Annotated in this window: 20 protein-coding genes; 12 read left to right on the forward strand and 8 right to left on the reverse strand. The window is 66.4% G+C overall.

Translation table 11 applies throughout. The features are described 5' to 3' along the window. Positions 1 to 16: 16 nt before the first annotated feature. On the reverse strand, positions 17 to 334 hold the full coding sequence (locus tag PARHAE_RS17905; protein ID WP_126155921.1) for a DUF1476 domain-containing protein: 318 nt from the start codon (positions 332 to 334) through the stop codon (positions 17 to 19). Positions 335 to 463: 129 nt separating this feature from the next. Here PARHAE_RS17905 and purC point away from each other — a divergent pair, with 129 nt between their 5' ends. The 7 genes from purC (at position 464) to PARHAE_RS17940 (ending at position 6,189) form a co-directional block, all read left to right on the forward strand. Further along, the gene (gene purC / locus PARHAE_RS17910) at positions 464 to 1,225 is read left to right on the forward strand and encodes a phosphoribosylaminoimidazolesuccinocarboxamide synthase (RefSeq protein WP_126155922.1); all 762 of its coding nucleotides are present in this window, start codon (positions 464 to 466) and stop codon (positions 1,223 to 1,225) included. 11 nt (positions 1,226 to 1,236) lie between these two features. Further along, on the forward strand, positions 1,237 to 1,476 hold the full coding sequence (gene purS / locus PARHAE_RS17915) for a phosphoribosylformylglycinamidine synthase subunit PurS (protein ID WP_126155923.1): 240 nt from the start codon (positions 1,237 to 1,239) through the stop codon (positions 1,474 to 1,476). Between the two features lie 81 nt (positions 1,477 to 1,557). Further along, positions 1,558 to 2,352 (forward strand): ABC transporter ATP-binding protein, encoded by a 795-nt coding sequence (locus PARHAE_RS17920; protein WP_126155924.1) that lies wholly within the window; start codon positions 1,558 to 1,560, stop codon positions 2,350 to 2,352. Between the two features lie 27 nt (positions 2,353 to 2,379). Continuing rightward, on the forward strand, positions 2,380 to 3,105 hold the full coding sequence (locus tag PARHAE_RS17925; RefSeq protein ID WP_126155925.1) for a transporter substrate-binding domain-containing protein: 726 nt from the start codon (positions 2,380 to 2,382) through the stop codon (positions 3,103 to 3,105). 45 nt (positions 3,106 to 3,150) lie between these two features. Continuing rightward, entirely contained in the window at positions 3,151 to 4,032 is an 882-nt protein-coding gene (locus tag PARHAE_RS17930) for an ABC transporter permease (protein ID WP_126155944.1), read from the forward strand. Next, on the forward strand, positions 4,029 to 4,853 hold the full coding sequence (locus PARHAE_RS17935) for an ABC transporter permease (RefSeq protein WP_126155926.1): 825 nt from the start codon (positions 4,029 to 4,031) through the stop codon (positions 4,851 to 4,853). The genes PARHAE_RS17930 and PARHAE_RS17935 overlap by 4 nt, the downstream gene beginning before the upstream one ends. Before the next feature lie 4 nt (positions 4,854 to 4,857). After that, the gene (locus PARHAE_RS17940; protein ID WP_126155927.1) at positions 4,858 to 6,189 is read left to right on the forward strand and encodes a glutamine synthetase family protein; all 1,332 of its coding nucleotides are present in this window, start codon (positions 4,858 to 4,860) and stop codon (positions 6,187 to 6,189) included. 31 nt (positions 6,190 to 6,220) lie between these two features. Here PARHAE_RS17940 and PARHAE_RS17945 read toward each other — a convergent pair whose 3' ends face one another. The 4 genes from PARHAE_RS17945 to surE all read right to left on the reverse strand — a co-directional run bounded on the left by PARHAE_RS17945 (position 6,221) and on the right by surE (position 9,213). Then, positions 6,221 to 6,517 (reverse strand): PRC-barrel domain-containing protein, encoded by a 297-nt coding sequence (locus tag PARHAE_RS17945; RefSeq protein WP_126155928.1) that lies wholly within the window; start codon positions 6,515 to 6,517, stop codon positions 6,221 to 6,223. 65 nt (positions 6,518 to 6,582) lie between these two features. Beyond that, positions 6,583 to 7,710: a LysM peptidoglycan-binding domain-containing protein gene (locus PARHAE_RS17950; RefSeq protein WP_126155929.1), complete on the reverse strand. Its 1,128-nt coding sequence runs from the start codon at positions 7,708 to 7,710 to the stop codon at positions 6,583 to 6,585. A gap of 37 nt (positions 7,711 to 7,747) precedes the next feature. Then, positions 7,748 to 8,401 carry a protein-L-isoaspartate(D-aspartate) O-methyltransferase gene (locus PARHAE_RS17955; RefSeq protein ID WP_126155930.1) on the reverse strand — a complete coding sequence of 218 codons (654 nt, stop codon included), beginning with the start codon at positions 8,399 to 8,401 and terminating at the stop codon, positions 7,748 to 7,750. Beyond that, entirely contained in the window at positions 8,398 to 9,213 is an 816-nt protein-coding gene (surE, locus tag PARHAE_RS17960) for a 5'/3'-nucleotidase SurE (RefSeq protein ID WP_126155931.1), read from the reverse strand. Before surE ends, PARHAE_RS17955 begins: the two co-directional genes overlap by 4 nt. 172 nt (positions 9,214 to 9,385) lie before the next feature. On the opposite strand from surE, the gene PARHAE_RS17965 reads away from it, so the two are divergent. From PARHAE_RS17965 to PARHAE_RS17975, 3 genes are read left to right on the forward strand one after another with little or no spacing between them, the layout of a single operon-like run. Further along, on the forward strand, positions 9,386 to 10,300 hold the full coding sequence (locus PARHAE_RS17965; RefSeq protein ID WP_126155932.1) for a sulfite exporter TauE/SafE family protein: 915 nt from the start codon (positions 9,386 to 9,388) through the stop codon (positions 10,298 to 10,300). Then, on the forward strand, positions 10,300 to 11,118 hold the full coding sequence (locus PARHAE_RS17970; protein WP_126155933.1) for a TIGR02186 family protein: 819 nt from the start codon (positions 10,300 to 10,302) through the stop codon (positions 11,116 to 11,118). Before PARHAE_RS17965 ends, PARHAE_RS17970 begins: the two co-directional genes overlap by 1 nt. A 15-nt stretch (positions 11,119 to 11,133) precedes the next feature. Further along, positions 11,134 to 11,697, forward strand: a complete 564-nt coding sequence (locus PARHAE_RS17975) for a DUF2585 domain-containing protein (RefSeq protein ID WP_126155934.1) — start codon at positions 11,134 to 11,136, stop codon at positions 11,695 to 11,697. Positions 11,698 to 11,715: 18 nt separating this feature from the next. On the opposite strand, the gene PARHAE_RS17980 is transcribed toward PARHAE_RS17975, so the two are convergent. Then, on the reverse strand, positions 11,716 to 12,672 hold the full coding sequence (locus PARHAE_RS17980) for an L-malyl-CoA/beta-methylmalyl-CoA lyase (RefSeq protein ID WP_126155935.1): 957 nt from the start codon (positions 12,670 to 12,672) through the stop codon (positions 11,716 to 11,718). A 151-nt stretch (positions 12,673 to 12,823) separates the two neighbouring features. On the opposite strand from PARHAE_RS17980, the gene PARHAE_RS17985 reads away from it, so the two are divergent. After that, a complete protein-coding gene (locus PARHAE_RS17985; protein WP_126155936.1) occupies positions 12,824 to 13,684 on the forward strand; it encodes a D-amino-acid transaminase in 861 nt (286 codons plus the stop codon). An 88-nt stretch (positions 13,685 to 13,772) separates the two neighbouring features. On the opposite strand, the gene PARHAE_RS17990 is transcribed toward PARHAE_RS17985, so the two are convergent. Continuing rightward, on the reverse strand, positions 13,773 to 14,681 hold the full coding sequence (locus PARHAE_RS17990; protein WP_241232875.1) for a 1-acyl-sn-glycerol-3-phosphate acyltransferase: 909 nt from the start codon (positions 14,679 to 14,681) through the stop codon (positions 13,773 to 13,775). A gap of 42 nt (positions 14,682 to 14,723) precedes the next feature. Next, complete coding sequence (pepN, locus tag PARHAE_RS17995; RefSeq protein WP_126155937.1) at positions 14,724 to 17,315, reverse strand: aminopeptidase N; 2,592 nt, start codon at positions 17,313 to 17,315, stop codon at positions 14,724 to 14,726. A 199-nt stretch (positions 17,316 to 17,514) separates the two neighbouring features. On the opposite strand from pepN, the gene PARHAE_RS18000 reads away from it, so the two are divergent. Further along, on the forward strand, positions 17,515 to 18,129 hold a 615-nt coding region (locus PARHAE_RS18000), incomplete at its 3' end, for a hypothetical protein (protein ID WP_126155938.1).

Raw genomic sequence — 18,129 nt, forward strand, 5'->3', positions numbered from 1 at the left:
CGCCGCCGAAAGGCCGTTACTGGGTCTCGTCCAGAATCTGACGGCGAGCGACCTCCATCAGTTCGGCCATCTTGGTGCGGATTTCCGATTCGCCCGCCTTGCCTTCCAGATCCGCCGCCAGCTTGCGGAAGACATCCTCGTATCCCGGTTCCTCGAAATCCGAGGTGACGATGGTCAGCGCATAGGCGCGGGCATCGTCGCCCTCCTTGCCCAGAAGGCCCGCCGCCCATTCGCCCAGCAGGCGGTTGCGGCGCGCGTCCGCCTTGAAGCGCAGGTTGGCGTCGTGGGCGAACTTGGATTCGTAACCGCGCTCGCGGTCGTCGAAGGTGGTCATCGTGGCCTCCTGGTTGTCTTGGTCGGGATCTTAGCCCGCCTGCCGCCGGGCGCAAGCCTCTCGTATTGCCCCCAGGGCCGCTTGTAAGGTAAGGCCCGTGGGACAAGGACATGCGAAAGGACGCCCGCCATGGCACCGCGCCGGAAGAAAGTTTACGAAGGCAAGGCGAAGATCCTGTACGAAGGCACCGAACCCGGCACCCTGGTCCAGTATTTCAAGGACGATGCCACCGCCTTCAACGCGCAGAAGAAGGCCGTGATCGAAGGCAAGGGCGTCCTGAACAACCGCCTGTCCGAATTCTTCATGAACGGGCTGACGAATATCGGCGTCCCGAACCACTTCATCCGCCGCATCAACATGCGCGAGCAACTGATCCGCCAGGTGGAAATCGTGCCTCTGGAAGTGATCGTGCGCAACTTCGCCGCCGGGTCCATTTCCAAGCGCCTGGGGCTTGAGGAAGGCACGCTGCTGCCCCGTCCCATCGTCGAATACAGCTTCAAGAACGACGAACTGGGCGACCCGATGGTGTCCGAGGAATACATCATCGCCTTCGGCTGGGCGACCCAGCAGGATCTGGACGACATCGTGTCGCTGGCCCTGCGCGTCAACGACTTCCTGTCGGGCGTGTTCTACGGCGTCGGCATCAAGCTGATCGACTTCAAGATCGAGATCGGCCGGGTCTGGGACAACGACTTCATGCGCCTGATCGTCGCCGACGAGATCAGCCCCGACAGCTGCCGGTTGTGGGACATGAAGACCGGGCAGAAGCTGGACAAGGACGTGTTCCGCCGCGACCTGGGCAACCTGACCGACGCCTATACCGAGGTCGCACGCCGTCTGGGCCTGATGCCCGCCAACACCACCAGCCTGAAACCGACTGCGATCAATTGAAGGAAGACGCCATGAAAGCCCGTGTCACGATCATGCTGAAGGATGGCGTCCTTGACCCGCAGGGCGAGGCGATCCGCCACGCGCTTGGTGGCCTTGGCCATCGGGGCGTCTCGGGCGTGCGCCAGGGCAAGCTGATCGAACTGGACCTGGACGCGACCGACGCCGCCGCCGCCAAAGCCGAGGTCGAGCGGATGTGCGAGGGCCTGCTGGCCAATACCGTGATCGAGAAATACGCGGTCGAGATCGTCTGACGCTGCGGCAACCTGCGCTTATCGGCAGGTTGCCTTGCAGACCCCGTTGCAAAAGCGCGGGGATTATCGCCCAATGCGCCGATGATGAACGACAATACCGCCCTGAACGATGCCGCGCCCGTGATCCGGATCCAGGGGCTGCACAAGGCCTATGGCCAGATCGAGGTGCTGAAGGGCGTATCCCTGACCGCGCCGCGCGGCCATGTCGTCAGCCTGATCGGATCGTCGGGTTCCGGCAAGTCCACGCTGCTGCGCTGCTGCAACCTGCTGGAAAACAGCCAGGCCGGTGAGATCAGCTTCGAGGGCGAGGCGGTGCGGTGGAAGGGGCAGGGTATGGCCCGCGTGCCCGCCGACCGCGCACAGGTGATGCGGTTCCGCACCAACCTGTCGATGGTGTTCCAGCAGTTCAACCTGTGGTCCCACATGACGATCCTGCAAAACGTCATGGAGGCCCCGGTGACGGTTCTGGGACAGGACCGCGCCCAGGTCGAGGCCCGCGCCCGCGCCCTGCTGGACAAGGTGGGCATCGGCGACAAGGCGGGCGCCTGGCCCGCGCAGCTTTCCGGCGGCCAGCAACAGCGCGCGGCCATCGCTCGCGCCTTGTGCATGAACCCCAAGGCGCTGCTGTTCGACGAACCGACAAGCGCGCTTGATCCCGAATTGCAGCAAGAGGTCGTGCGCGTCATCAAGGATCTGGCGGGCGAGCACCGCACCATGATCATCGTGACCCACGACATGCGCCTGGCCGCCGATGTCAGCGACCATGTTGTGTTCCTGCACCAGGGCCTGATCGCCGAGGAAGGCCCGCCCGATCAGCTTTTCGGCGCGCCCCGGACCGACCGGCTGCGCCAGTTCCTCAGCGCCTCGACGCACTGACAAAACGACCAACAGGAGAGACGACCAATGAAGAAACTGCTGCTTGCCGCGACTGCCCTGGCCCTGACCGCAGGCATGGGCCTGGCCCAGACGACCGTCCGCATGGGAACCGAGGGCGCCTATCCTCCGTACAACTTCATCAACGAGGCGGGCGAGGTCGCCGGGTTCGAGCGCGAGCTGGGCGACGAGCTGTGCAAGCGCGCCGAACTGTCCTGCACCTGGGTCAAGAACGACTGGGATTCGATCATCCCCAACCTCGTGTCGTCGAACTATGACACGATCATGGCGGCGATGAGCATCAACGAGGAACGCAAGGCCGTGATCGCCTTCACCCAGGATTACCTGCCGCCCGCGCCCTCCTCCTATGTCGCGTTGCAGGAGGGGGTCGACCTGGAGGGCGGGGTGATCGCCGTGCAGACCGGCACCGTGCAGGCGTCCCATATCGCCGAGACGGGCGCGACGATGCTGGAATTCCCGAACATCGACCAGGTTCTGGCCGCCATCCGCAACGGCGAGGCCGATGCGGGCTTCGGCGACCACGAGGTCATGCGCCCCTTTGTCGAGGACAGCAACGATCTGGTCTTCGTGGGCGAGCAGGTCAAGCTGGACGAAGGCATCGGCGTGGGCCTGCGCCAGTCCGACACCGAACTGCGCGAGAAGCTGGACGCGGCCATCACCGCGATGAAGGAAGACGGCAGCCTCAACACGTTGATCAAGAAGCATTTCGGCGACGACGCGCAGACCTATGAATGATGCCTCGGGCTGCGGGGCGACCCGCGGCCCCGATCGGGACGGATGATGTTTTCCTATTGCAGCGATCCTTCGGTGCTGGACGGGTTTGCGTGGTTGTCGTGCTATCTGACGACCGGCACGCATATGCTGTTCTATGCCAGCTTCGGGGTGGTCCTGCTGCTGCTGGCGATCACCGCGCCCATCGCGCTGCTGTTCGGTTACGGCGGTGCGATGGCGTCGCGGTCGCGCATCGCGCCGATCCGCTGGTTCGGGCGGATCTATACCGCGATGGTGCGCGGCGTGCCCGACATCATCTTCTTCCTGTTCGTGCCCATCGCCCTGGATCAGGGCCTGGAATGGCTGCGTCACAAGGCGCTGTGCGACAGCGATGCGCCGGTGCGGCAGGGCAATGATTTCGTCGTCTGCGCGGCGGCCAAGCTGCCCCTGTCCACCAGCCCGGAATGGGTCCATGACATCTATGCAATGACGCTGGCCGTGATCGCCTTCTCGGTCGTCTTCGGCGCCTTCGCGGCCAATGTGCTGTATGGCGCCATGCAGGCCGTGCCGCGCGCGCAACTGGAAACGGCCGAGGCTTACGGCATGACGCCCCGCCAGGTCACGCGGCGGATCCTGGTCCCGCAGATGTGGACCTATGCGCTGCCTGGCCTGTCGAACCTGTGGATGATCCTCATCAAGGCCACGCCCCTGCTGTTCCTGCTGGGGATCGAGGATATCGTCTATTGGGCGCGGGAACTGGGCGGTGCCAAGACCAGCTCGTTTGCTTATCCGCATCCCGACTGGCGGCTTTACTATTTCCTGGTCGTGCTGGTCTTTTACCTGCTGATGACCTGGGTATCGGAACGGGTGCTGGGCCGGGTGACGGCGCGGCTGACCCAAGGCCAGGCCACCCTGGCGGGCGAGGCGCAGCGCAAGGCGGTCGCCCCATGAGCTGCGCGCAGACCATTCTGGATTACGGGTTGCGGTCGCTGGGCATCGGCGAACGGCTGCTGCCGCGCAGCGATTTCACGCTGTGCCAGCAGGTCACGCTGATCGGGTCGGGGCTGATCTGGAACCTGTATTTCGCCTTCTTCGCGCTGCTGTTCGGCTTCTTCCTGGCGACCGGGCTGGCGCTTGCCAAGACCAGCACGAATCCCTGGCTGCGCAAGCCGGCCGACGGCTTCATCTTCCTGTTCCGGGGCAGTCCCCTGTTCATCCAGTTCTTCCTGGCCTACGAGGCCCTGGTCCTGCTGCCCCGCGCGGGGGTCGAGATCTTCGGCCTGACCGTCGCGACAAGCTGGCTGGCCAAGGCCTGGGCAGGGGCGCTGATCGTGCTGACGCTGAACACGGCCGCTTATTCCGCGCAAAACTTCCACGGCGCGCTGATGTCGGTGCCCAAGGGCGATATCGAGGCGGCCGAGGCTTACGGCATGACCGGCTGGACCAAGTTCCGCCGCGTGCTGTGGCCCACCATGCTGCGGCTGGCCTGGCCGTCCTATACCAACGAGGCGATCTTCCTGTTCCACGCCACGACGCTGGTGTTCTTTTCGGGCTTCCCGGCGTTCCAGCAGCGCGGCGACAGCCTGTATTACGCCAGCTATTTCGCGGGCCAGACCTTCAACCCCTTCGTCGCCTATCCCATCGTGGCGGGATATTTCATCCTGTGCACGCTGGCGCTGATCGGGCTGTTCGGTATCGTGAACCGGCGCCTGAACCGCCATCTTCCGGGTGCCGCCCGGCGCATCCGCTATCGTCCGCAAGTGATCCGGTAAAGTTATGGACTGGCTGAAAGAACATCCCGAGGTCAAGACCATCCGCGTCGCCGCAGCCGACCTGAACGGCGTCGCGCGCGGCAAGCGCATCCCCGCCCGCTATGCCGGCAAGCTGCTGGAAGAAGGCACCAAGTTTCCCTATTCCGTGCTGAACCTGGACATCTGGGGCGAGGATGTCGAGGACAGCCCCTTGGTATTCGAGATCGGCGACCCGGACGGGCTGCTGCTGCCGACGGAACGGGGCTTTCTGCCGATGCCCTGGCTGGACGCGCCGACCGCGCTGCTGCCGCTGTGGATGTTCCACCCCGATGGCCGCCCCTATGAGGGCGATCCCCGGCAGGCGCTGGCCCGCGTGGTCGAACGCTATCACGACGCGGGGCTGACTCCGGTCGTGGCGACGGAACTGGAGTTCTTCCTGATCGACGATTCGGGCCGTCACCTGCGCGTGCCGCCCAGTCCCCGATCCGGCAAGCGCCGTACCGGCGGCGAGGTTCTCAGCCTGCGGGCGCTCGACGCCTTCGACCAGTTCTTCACCACGCTGTATGACGCCTGCGAAAGCATGGACATTCCCGCCGACACCGCGATTTCGGAAGCAGGGCCGGGCCAGTTCGAAATCAACCTGATGCACCAGCCGGACCCGCTGAAGGCTGCGGACGACAGCTGGCTGTTCAAGATGCTGGTCAAGGGCATCGCGCGCCAATACGGCTTCGCGGGCAGCTTCATGGCCAAGCCTTACGAGGCGTTTTCGGGGAACGGGATGCACATGCATTTCTCGATCTTGGACCGGAGCGGACGCAACATCTTCGACAATGGCGGCGACGAGGGCACGGCGGAACTTCGCCACGCGGTCGCCGGATGCCTGCGCGCCATGCCAGGTTCCACGCTGCTGTTCGCCCCGCACGAGAACAGCTATGATCGGCTGGTGCCGAACGCCCATGCGCCGACCGGGATCGGCTGGGCCTATGAAAACCGCACGGCGGCGATCCGAATCCCGTCATCGGGGCCGAAGGCGCGGCGGATCGAACATCGCGTGGCGGGCGGCGATGTGAATCCCTATCTGACGGTGGCGGCGATCCTGGGCGCAGCGCTGAACGGCATCCAGGAAAAGCTGGAGGCGCCAGAACCGTTCCGGGGCAACGCCTATGATCAGAACCTTGCGCAACTGCCCGCCAGCTGGGGCGAGGCGATCGACGCCTTCCATGCGTGCCCGGAAATGCGGCGCATCTTTCCGGCCCATCTGATCGAGAATTTCGTCATGACAAAGCGGCAGGAGTTGCACTACATGGCCGAATTGTCCGACGAGGAGACGGTCGAACTGTATCTGGACACCGTCTGAAAAGGCGGCGGAAAAACCGCCGCCCTTTGCGTCAATCCCGGTGTTCGGGCAGGGCCTTCAGGTGTTCCTTGTCCCACCGCGAGACGGCGTGGACCACCCCGTCGCCGTCCCGCATCACGTCCAGATCGGACACGGGAACCAGCACCGGCTTCGATCCGATCCCTAGGAACCCGCCCACGTCGATCACCACCTGCGCGCTGCTGCCCGATCCATGCACATGGGACACGGTGCCCACCGTCTCGTCTCCGGGACCATAGACGGTGGCGCCGGTCAGAACCGCGTCGGTCATTTCATCCGGCAACAGCCGGGGATGTTGGGAATGATCCATGTCCTATCCTCCGTTGGACTGCGTGTGGCAGGCAAACGTCCGGGACTGGGGGGCGTTCCATCCGGTCAGTTCAGGTATTTTTCCGGGTCCACGCTGTCAAAGCCCTGGCGGACCTCGAAATGGACGAAACCGCCGCGACCGGCCTTGCCGATGGACTGGCCTGCCGAGACGCTGTCGCCCTTGGCCACGTCCAATCCGTCCAGCCCCGTATAGACCGTCATGAGGTTCCCATCGTGCCGCACCACCACGATGGGCGCGCCCGAGGTGTCCTTCGTAACCGCCGCGACCGTGCCACGGCCCGCAGCCTTGACCGCAATCCCGGCAGTAGCGGAAATGTCGATGCCGTCGTTCCGGCCCTTTTCATAGACCCGGATGATCGACCCCGACACCGGCATCTGGAACCGTCCGCTGGCGGATGCGGCAGTCCGAGTGGCCCCCAGGTCGGTCACGGGCGCCTTGGGTCCGGGGGCGGCGGCGGGTGCCGTTGTTTCCGACGGCAGCGGTTCGGCGGCCGAGGGCGGGCGCGGGGTCGGGCTGCCGGTGCCGGGCGCGGTGGTGACGGCCGCCGGATCGGGGGCCTTTTGCCCGGCCACCGGCACGATCAGCCGCTGACCCACCCGCAGCGACATGGACGACGGCAGCCCGTTCCAGGCTGCCAGATCCTGCACGCTGACATCGTATTTGCGGGCGATGGACCAGGCCGTCTCGCCCGAGGCGACGACATGCTGCGCCGGATTGGCCGGGCTGGACGCCGGTTTCGCGGCGGCGGCGGGCGTCGTCCCGGATCGCGCGGCCTGTCCTGCGAAGGGATCGGTGACGATGCCGCCGCGCCCCGCCGCCGCTCCGCCTGCGGCCACGCGCTGCGACAGGACCAGGGTCTGCCCGGCGCCCAGCGGGGCGTTGGCGGGCAGGGCGTTGTGCTGGGCCAGCCGCGCGGCATCGACGCCCAGCCGCGCCGCGACGCTGCCCACGGTATCGCCGCTGCGCGCGACGACGACCTGATAGGTGGGGAAGGTGATCACGCCACGGTCGTCGGGCTGCGGGCGCGGGGCGGCGCGGGCGGCGGCATCGGCCGTGTTCAGCGCCCCCGGCATCCAGCCGCGCAGATCCGGGTCAAATCCCGTCGCCCCGCAGGAAGCCAAAAGAAAGGCCGCGGCCCCGATGCTGGCGGCCTGTCTGAAACTGCTGCTCATGTCCGTCGTCCTTAACCTGCCATGCCGCAGATCCGGGTCATGTCGGTCCCAACCCTTCGACCAGCGGCACAAATCGCACCTGACGCAATTCGTCATAGTCATAGCCGGTTTCCGTCCGCGTCACGCGGATCAGCGTCTGGACCGCGTCGGACTGGCCCACCGGCACGACCATGATACCGCCGATCTTCAACTGTGCCAACAGCGGCCCCGGAGGATCCTCGGCGGCGGCGGTGACAAGGATGCGATCAAAGGGGGCCTGGTCCGGCAAGCCGCGCGACCCGTCGGCCACCTGCGCGGTGATGTTGTGCAGGCCCAACTGGCGGAAGATCGCCTCGGCCTCGGTCACAAGGCGTCGGTGGCGGTCCACGGTATAGACGCGGCGGCACAGCCCCGACAGGATGGCCGCCTGATAGCCCGATCCCGTCCCGATCTCCAGCACGGTGTCGCGCGGGCCGGGTTGCAGCGATTGCGTCATCAGACCCACGACCGAGGGCTGGCTGATCGTCTGGCCGCAGGGAATGGGCAGGGGCGTGTCCTCGTACGCGCGGTCGGCGAACTGGCCGCGCACGAACAGGCCCCGGTCGATCTTTTCCATCGACGCCAGCACGCGCGGATCGGTCACCCCGCGAGAGCGCAGCTGGAACAGGAACCGCATCTTGCGTTCGGCGGGATCGTCATGGCCTTCGGTCATGGGGCGCCCGCCCCGATGGGGACGTCATCGAACAGATTGGTCATTTCCAGCAGCGAGGCGTGGCAGGTCAGATCCGCCCGCATCGGCGTGACCGAGATGAAGCCGTCCATGTTCACCGCCACGTCGGTCTCGGGCGCGGCCGGGGCATCCTGCGCGCCGCCTGCCGCCCACATGAAGCGCCGGCCGTTCGGCGCGGTATAGGGCACGACGCCGAAATTCGTCCCCCGCCTGCGCCCCTGCCGCACGACGCGGGCGCCGCGCACCGCCGCCGCCGGGACAGGCGGGAAGTTGATGTTGTAGAACAGCCGGAAATCCGCGTCCGAGGTCCAGTCGCCGTAATCAAGAAGGCGCCGGATCACCGCCGCGCCATGCCGGCGGGCGCTTTCGAACGGGTCGGCCAGGCTGGCCGTCTGCGGACCCAGGTACTGTGACAGGGCGATGGCGGGCAGGCCCTGCAACGCGGCCTCCATCGCGCCGCCGATGGTGCCGGAATACATCGCGTTTTCGCCCGAGTTGTTGCCCCGGTTCACGCCCGACAGCACCAGGTCGGGGGGGCCGTCCGCCATGATGTCGCACAAAGCGGCCAGCACGCAGTCCGCCGGGCTTCCCTCGGTCGCATAGCGGCGTTCGTCCAGGCGCGCGACCATGGTCGGGTGGGCATAGCTGATGCAATGGGCGACGCCCGACTGTTCGAAGGCGGGGGCCACCGTCCAGACCTGCCCCGAGGGACCGGCCAGGGTCGCGGCGATCTCCTCCAGCACCGCCAGGCCCGGTGCGTTGATGCCGTCGTCATTGGTGATCAAGATGCGCATCGTCCGTCCGCACGGTCCTGCGGCGCCGCGACAGCGCCCGTTCACATTGTCGTTCCTGCTTAGCCGGGCGACCCGCCCGCTTCAAGCGCTCAAGGACAGGCAAGGCCCGAAAGCGGTTTGACGGGACTGCCGGGGCGTTGCATCCTTTCCGCCGACGCAAACGGCGCGGGTCATGCAGATTTATCTTCCCATCGCAGAGGTATCGGTCAACGCCTTCACGCTGATCGGGCTGGGCGGTCTCGTCGGATTGATGAGCGGCCTGTTCGGCGTGGGCGGAGGTTTCCTGATCACGCCCCTGCTGTTCTTCATCGGCATCCCGCCCGCCATCGCCGTGGCGACCGGCGCGAACCAGGTGGTCGCGTCGTCGGTATCGGGCGTGCTGGCCCATGTGAAACGCAAGAGCGTCGATTTCAGGATGGGCGGGGTGCTGCTGGCCGGGGGCCTGGTCGGTTCCTGGCTGGGGGTCTGGGTCTTTACCCTGCTGCAACGGGTGGGCCAGGTCGATCTGGTCGTCCAGCTTTGCTATGTCGTCTTTCTGGGCCTGATCGGTGCGATGATGTTGCAGGAAAGCATTCGCGCCCTTCGGCGGTCGAACGCGCCCGGCTATCGCAGGCGGCTGCACCAGCACAATTGGGTCCACCGCTGGCCGCTGAAGATCAAGTTCCGCGCCTCGGGCCTGTATATCAGCGCCTTTCCCCCGCTGCTGGTGGGGGTGGCCGTGGGGGTGCTGGCCGCCATCATGGGGGTGGGCGGCGGCTTCATCATGGTGCCTGCCATGATCTATCTGCTGGGGATGCCGACCAAGGTCGTCGTCGGCACCTCGCTGTTCCAGATCACCTTCGTCACGGCCTTCACCACCCTGATGCACGCGGTCAGCTATAACACCGTGGACATCATGCTGGCGGTGCTGCTGATCGTCGGCGGCGTCGTCGGCGCGCAGTTCGGCACCACGCTGGGCGCAAAGCTGCGGGCCGAGCAACTGCGGATCCTGCTGGCGCTGCTGGTGCTGGCGGTCTGCGGCAAGCTGGCGCTTGACCTGTTCCTGACACCGGACGATTTTTACGTCATCCAGCCGGGGATCGGCTGATGCGGGGCCGGATCGCCGGGCTGTTGCTGCTGGTCCTGGCCTGCACCGCAAGCGCGCAATCCCCCGTGCCGCCGATCGAGGCCACGCCCACCGCCGATCCGCCCCCGGCCGAGACGGTGGTCGCGGGCCTGTCCAGCGACAGCGTGGCGATCACCGCCAGCTTCGATGGATCCGACATCCTGATCTATGGCGCGATCAAGCGCGAAACCCCTATCCCCCCCGGCCCGCCCTTGCAGGTGATCGTCACCGTCGAGGCCCCGTCCCGAGGCGTCACGGTCTGGCGCAAGGAACGCAAGGCGGGGATCTGGGTCAACGCCGAATCCGTGCGGATCGGGGCGGCGCCGGGCTTCTATGCCGTCGCCACATCCGCCGCCCTGGACGACATCCTGCTGCCCGAATGGGACAGCCGGTACCGGATTTCGCTGTCGCACGCGATGCGCGCCTTCGCGGGCCAGATCGCGGTGGAAAGCGCGGTGCCATTCACCGAGGCCCTGATCCGCATCCGCGAGGACCAGGGCCTGTACCGCCTGGACGAGGGCAGCGTGTCGCTGATCGACCAGACGCTGTTTCGGGCCGATGTCAATTTGCCCGCCAACCTGGTCGAGGGCGCCTACAAGACCCGCATCTTCCTGCTGCGCGACGGGCAGGTGATCGACGTGTTCGTGGCGCCGATCAACGTGCGCAAGGTGGGGCTGGAACGCTGGCTGTACCGTCTGGCCTTCGACCAGCCGTTCCTTTACGGGTTGATGTCGCTGGCGGTCGCGGTGTTCGCCGGATGGGGCGCGTCGGCGGCATTCATGAAGCTGCGGCGACCGTAAGGAATTCAGCGCAACGTGTTCACGAAAAGGGCTTTTCCCTATTGGTGCGTGGCCGCTGTGATTGCCGCGGCGGCGCTGATCTTGCTGGCGGCGGGCCGGGCGCCGATCTGCGACTGCGGCCATGTGAAGCTGTGGCACGGCCAGACGGTCAGTTCCGAAAACTCGCAACATCTGAGCGACTGGTACACGCCCTCGCATCTGCTGCACGGGATCATCTTCTATGCGGCGCTGTGGCTGGTGGCGCGGCGGCTGCGCTTTGGCTGGCGGCTGCTGATCGCCACGGTCATCGAGGCCGCCTGGGAGATCGTCGAGAATTCGGATGCGGTGATCGAACGCTATCGCAGCGTCACGATCTCGCTGGATTATTACGGCGACAGCGTGATCAATTCGGTCGCCGACATCCTGGCGATGGTCGCGGGCTTCTATCTGGCCCGCTGGCTGCCGGTCTGGCTGTCCGCCGCCATCGTCATCGGGTTCGAGATCCTGACGATCTGGCTGATCCGCGACGGGCTGGCGCTGAACGTGCTGATGCTGCTGTGGCCCATGGATGCGGTGAAGGCGTGGCAGGCGGGGGCGTGACGCCCCCGCAGGACGCGTTTATCCCGCGATCAGTTCCGCTTGGCGCACGATCACCTCGGCCTGCTTGATCGAGGCGATGTCGACCAGGCGGCCCTTGTAGACCGTCGCCCCCGCGCCTTCGGCCTTGGCCTTTTCCATCGCGGCCAGGATCTCTCGCGCCTCGGTCACGGCGGATTCGCTGGGGGAAAACACCTCGTTCGCCAGCGCCACCTGGCTGGGATGGATCGCCCATTTGCCGACCATGCCCAAGGTGGCCGAACGCCGCGCCTGGGCCACGAAGCCGTCGGAATCGCTGAAATCGCCGAAGGGGCCGTCGACCGGCAGAAGCCCATGCGTGCGGCAGGCGGCGACGATGGCGGTCTGCGCCCAGTGCCAGGGATCGGGCCAGTATTTCTGCCCCTCGCGGATCATATAATAGTTTTCCTGCGTCCCGCCGATGCCTGTGGTCGCCATCCCCATCGAGGCCGCGAAATCGGCGGCACCCAGGCTGATCGCCTGCATCCGGGGCGAGGACGCCGCGATCTCCTCGACATGGCAGATGCCCGCCGCGCTTTCGATGATGACCTCGAAATTGATCGGCTTGGTCCGGCCCTTGGCGCGTTCCACCGCCGTCGCAAGCGCGTCCACGGCATAGATGTCGCCGGCATTCCCGGCCTTGGGGATCATGATCTGGTCCAGCCGCTCGCCCGCCTGTTCCAGAAGGTCCACCACGTCGCGATACCAGAAGGGCGTGTCCAGCCCGTTGATGCGCACCGACAGCGTCTTGTCGCCCCAGTCGATGTCGCCGATGGCCTGGATGACGTTCGCCCGCGCGCGGTCCTTGTCGTCGGGGGCGACTGAATCCTCCAGATCCAGGTTGATCACGTCTGCGGCGGATTTCGCCATCTTCTCGAAAAGGCTTTCCCGCGAACCGGGGCCGAACAACTGGCAGCGGTTCAGGCGGGCGGGGGGCAGGGGTTGGGTGCGAAAGCTCATGGGATCCGTTCCGAAAAGATTTGCGTCCTGTCCAGCAATAATATTTCGCAGCCGCAGCATCAAGGGCTGCGTTGCAGCATCTTGGCCGACTTGACGCGGCCTAGCTTTGGGCGCAGGACCGCAGCGACGAAAAAGCGACGCTGGGGGCATCATGACGCGCACGGTCTATGTGAATGGCGACTATCTTCCCGAGGATCAGGCCACGGTTTCGGTGTTCGACCGGGGCTTCCTGATGGCCGATGGCGTCTACGAGGTCGTCAGCGTCCTGGACGGCAAGCTGCTGGATTTCGACGGCCACCTGGTCCGGCTGAAGCGGTCCCTGGACGAACTGTCGATGGATAACCCCTTGTCCGACGACGACTATCTGGCGGCGTTCCGCGCCTTGGTCGAAAGGAACGGGATCACCGACGGGATGATCTATCTGCAAGTCACGCGCGGCAATCCGGGCGACCGCGATTTCGCCTATCCGCCCGCGGGCACCCGCCCGACCGTGGTGATGTTCACCCAGTCCAAACCCGGCCTGGCCGATGCCCCCGCCGCGAAAACCGGCTGGAAGATCATCAGCATTCCCGATCAGCGTTGGGCGCGCCGCGACATCAAGACGGTGCAGCTTCTGTATCCCTCGATGGCCAAGATGGAGGCCAAGGCGCGCGGCGTGGACGATGCCTGGCTGGTCGAGGACGGGCTGGTCACGGAAGGCACCAGCAACAACACCTATATCGTGAAGAACGGCACCATCGTGACCCGCGCGTTGTCGAACGACATCCTGCACGGCATCACCCGCGCCGCCGTGCTGCGCTTCGCCGCCGAGGCGCAGATGCAGGTCGAGGAACGCAGCTTCACGATCGCCGAAGCGCAGGCGGCGGACGAGGCGTTCATCACCTCGGCCTCGGCCTTCGTGATGCCGGTGGTGGAAATCGACGGCGCTGCGGTCGGCACGGGGCAGGTGGGTCCGGTCGCCACCCGGCTGCGCGAGATTTATCTGGAGGAAAGCCGCAAGGCGGCGATCTGAGCAGCCAGGCGAAGGCCGGGGGCTGACTGCCCCCGGACCCCCGTGGATATTTCCGCACAAAAGATAAGGCGGGTCGCGGGCCGGATGTTCAGGCCAGGCCCTTGGTACCGCGCACCAGCCGGGCCTTGCCGCGATCCTGCATCAGGCGCGCGGCGTCCGGGCCGGGCGCGGGCAGGGCCAGCACCCGGTCGCGCAGGACGGTGATCGCGTCCTCTCCCTTGGGCAGGGTGGCGGGGTCGATGGGCGCGCCGATGGCGATGCGATAGGGCTGGCGGCGCTTGTTCAGCACCTCGTTGAACAGCGTCACGTCGCGCAGCGTCGGATGGATCGCGTCCAGCAGATAGAACAGCGCCGAATTTCGGGCGCGGATGTTCATCGGAATGACCGGCACGCCGAACTTGCGGGCGATCATCGCCGCGCTTGCCATCCAGGGCCGTTCATGCAGCGTCATCCCGTGCCGCTTGGCCAGCCGCCCGGATGGAAAGATCAGCCCGATCCGCCCCGCCGCAAGCGCCTCTCGGGTATAGTCCATCGTCGCCTTGGTCTTGGCATGGCTGCGCTTTTCCAAGCGCCATTCGACCCCGGCGATCAGGTCGGCGGTCTGCGGCAGCACCCGGATCATGTCGTGGTTGGCATAGATGAACAGGTCGTCGCGCAGATGCGACATCAACGCATGGACGACGATCCCGTCGGCGATCCCGGTCGGATGATTCGCGACGATCAACGCGGGGCCGCTGGCGGGGATGTGCTCCATCCCTTCGACCCGCACGTCGCGGACGATCAAATCCGACATGCGGCGCATGATCTCGGCCGTGGGAAGGTCGCGGAACTCGGCGCCTAGGCGCAACGTCGTGGGATAGCGCAGCAGGCCCATCATCGCCCATTTCGCCAGCCGGTGATGCGGCTTGCCGGAATAAAGCCAAGGCGCCCGCTCGGCGATCAGCGGGTCCAGACGGGCCTGCATCTCGGCCTTGGCATCGGCGTGGCGGTCAGTCATTCCGGCCTTTCTGCCCCGGCGCGGGGCCTGCCGCAAGACGCATCATGCGCCCGCCGCGATCATCCGCGACACCATCTCGCGGGTGTTCCTGCTCAAACCCTTGGTCGAGGCGATTCGTTCCAATGCGGCCAGGGCCTTGGCGCGCCGCCCGGCGTCGTAGCGGGTCCAGGTTTCAAAGGCGGTGGACATGCGGGCGGCGATCTGGGGGTTGACCGGATCCATCCGCAGCAACCAGTCGGCGGTGAAGTCATAGCCCGACCCGTCCGCCGCGTGGAAACCGGCGTGATTGGCCGACAGGCCGCCCAGCAGCGCGCGGAAGCGATTGGGGTTCTTCCAGTCGAAGTCCCGCCGCGTGGCCAGGTCGCGGGCGATCTGCGCCGCCTGGGCGGGCGGGGCGGCCATCGGCTGCACCGCGAACCATTTGTCCATGACCAGCCGGTTGTCGGCGAACTGGTCATGCAACGCCGCCAGTTCCGCTTGCCCGCGCCCGCGCCGCAGCAGGGCGGTCAGGGCGGCCATCCGTTCGGTCATGTTCCCCGCGACGCCGAACAGCACCTCGGCCCGTTCGCCGCCGTCGATGCGGGTCAGCAGCGCCAGCACCGCATTGCGCAGGGACCGGCGGGCGGTATCGGCGGCATCGGGGCGATAGGGCCCGGCAACCGTCATGTCCTGATAGATGCGCGCCAGCAGGTCCAGGTGGGTTTCTGCGATCTGCCGGGCGAGGCTTTCCCGCGCGGCGTGGATCGCATCCGGGTCCGGCGTGATTCCGCCGGTGGACAGGCGGGTCGCGATCTCCTCCTCTCCGGGCAGGTTCAGGCACAGGGCGCGGAAGGCGGGATCGGCCGCATCGTCGGCGATCAGGCGGCCGATGGCCTGGACGTAATTGCCGCCGGTGGCCTGTCCCTGCGCGGCGGCGGTCAGCGCCGACAGCGCCAGGTCGCGCCCGGACTCCCAGCGGGCAAAGGGGTCGGTGTCATGGGCCAATAGGAAGGCGCGGGTGGCGTCGTCCAGGTCGCGCGACAGCATCACCGGGGCGGAAAAGCCGCGCAGGGCCGATACGACCGGCCGCGCGCCCAGTCCTTCAAAGGCAAAAGTCTGGCTGGCTTCGGTCAGTTCCAGCACCTGGGTCGGAGTCACCTCGTCGCCATTGGGTCCGATCAGGCCAACGGCGACCGGAACCACGCGCGACGGTTTTTCCGGCTGTCCGGGCGTTGGCGGCGTCTGCTGGCTGAAGGTCAGCGTCAGCGTGCCGCCCGCCTCGCCGGGCCGCCAATCCTCGGTCATGGTCAGGCGCGGGGTGCCGGCATCGGTATACCACCGCTTGAACTGCGCCAGGTCGCGGCCAGTCGCGTCCTCGAACACCTTCAGCCAGTCCTCGATGGTGGCGGCGTCACCGTCGTGGCGGTCGAAATACAGATCCAGCGCCCGGCGGTAACCGTCGTCGCCAACAAGGCGTTTCAGCATCCCGATCACCTCGGCGCCTTTTTCATAGACGGTCGCGGTGTAGAAGTTATTGATCTCCTCATAGCGGTCCGGGCGTGGGGGATGGGCCAGCGGGCCTTGATCCTCGCGGAATTGGCGGGCGCGCAGGGCCTGGACATCCTCGATCCGCTTGACGGCGGCAGAGCGCATGTCGCTGGTGAACTGCTGGTCGCGGAAGACCGTCAGCCCTTCCTTGAGGCAGAGCTGGAACCAGTCGCGGCAGGTGATCCGGTTGCCGGTCCAGTTGTGGAAATATTCATGCGCGATCACGGCCTCGATCCGCTCGTAGTCGCCATCGGTCGCGGTTTCCGGGCTGGCCAGAACCAGTTTCGAGTTGAAGATGTTCAACCCCTTGTTTTCCATGGCCCCCATGTTGAAGTCATCGACGGCGACGATGTTGAAGACATCCAGGTCGTATTCGCGGCCATAGACATCCTCGTCCCATTTCATCGACTTGATCAGCGATTCCATCGCAAATCCCGCGCGGTCCTGGTCGCCCGGACGGACCCAGACGTTCAGCGCGACCTGGCGCCCCGACCGGGTGGCGAAGCTGTCGCTGACCGCCACCAGATCGCCCGCGACAAGCGCGAACAGATAACTGGGCTTGGGCCAGGGGTCGTGCCATTCCGCCCGGCCCTGCGACTGGCCGACCGGATTGCCGTTCGACAACAGCACCGGCAGGTCGCTGTCGATGGTGACGTGGAACGTCGCCATCACGTCCGGGCGGTCGGGATAGAAGGTGATGTGGCGGAACCCCTCGGCCTCGCACTGGGTGCAGAACATCCCGTTCGAGATATACAGCCCCTCGAAGGCGGTATTGGCCGAGGGGTCGATGCCGACCTCGGTTTCCAGCAGGAAAGGATGGCGGGGCAGGGCGGCTGCGGCGACAGTCAGGGTTTCGCCGTCGCGGGTCACATGGGCGGGATCGGGGGCCTCGCCGTCGATGGTCAGGGACAGCAGGCGGACCGCCTTGCCGCCGTCCAGCACCAGATCCTCGGACCATTCGGGGTCGCGGGGTGCCAGCGACAGTTCGGTGCGCACCCGCGTGTCGGTCGCGGCCAGGGCGAACCGCATCCGGGTTGCCGACAAAACAAAGGGATAAGGCCGGTAATCGGCAAGATATTGCACATTTTTCCCTGGGTTGGTGGTCATCGCATCCTCGGCATGAAGAAAGCTGCTCCGGCTGGCGGAACCGTATCAGGACCAAGGTGTTAGTCGCATGAAGGCCGGGTCGCAAGTCGGCTGGCTTCGCTTACCGCCCGACAGGTCGAATTGACAGCGGACGGCAGGCAGGACAGACCGGAGGCGGCACTGAAACCGGTGTCTCAACACAGAAATTTGGAGGCCAGCAATGACCCATGATCCAAACGACCCGAACCGCACCCGGCCCGCCGATCCCGCTCGTCCCGCCGATCCGCTGGTCCGCAACGAGACCTATGTGGAACCGGTCGAACGTCGCTCTTCGCCTCTGCCGCTGATCATCGGCGTCCTGCTGGCGCTGGCCCTGGCGTATTTCGTGCTGCAACGCTTTACCGGCGATGACACCGTGGCCGTCGATGGCGACACCACCACCGTGACCACGACCGACGCGCCCGCCGCCCCCGGCGCTGCCAGCGACGCTGCGGCCGATGCCGAGGCTGCCGCGGCCGATGCGGAAGCCGCCGCCGACAGTGCCGCCACCGCGACGGAAAATGCCGTCGACAATGCGACCGCCGCGACCGAGGAAGCGGCCGAAGACGCTGCCGCCGCTGCCGAGAGCGCGGCCGACAGCGCCGCATCGGCTGCCGATAATGCGGTCGATGCTGCCGGTACCGCCGCGCAGGACGCGGCCGCTGCCGCCAGCGATGCGGCCGACAGCGCGGCCGATGCCGCTGCCCAGTCGGCTAACGACGCCGCTGAAGCCGTGGACGACGCCATCTCGGTCGAGGAAGCGCCCGCTACCGCCCCGACGACCACCACCCCCGCC

It is taken from the genome of Paracoccus haematequi, from assembly GCF_900631945.1.
GTDB lineage: Bacteria > Pseudomonadota > Alphaproteobacteria > Rhodobacterales > Rhodobacteraceae > Paracoccus > Paracoccus haematequi_A.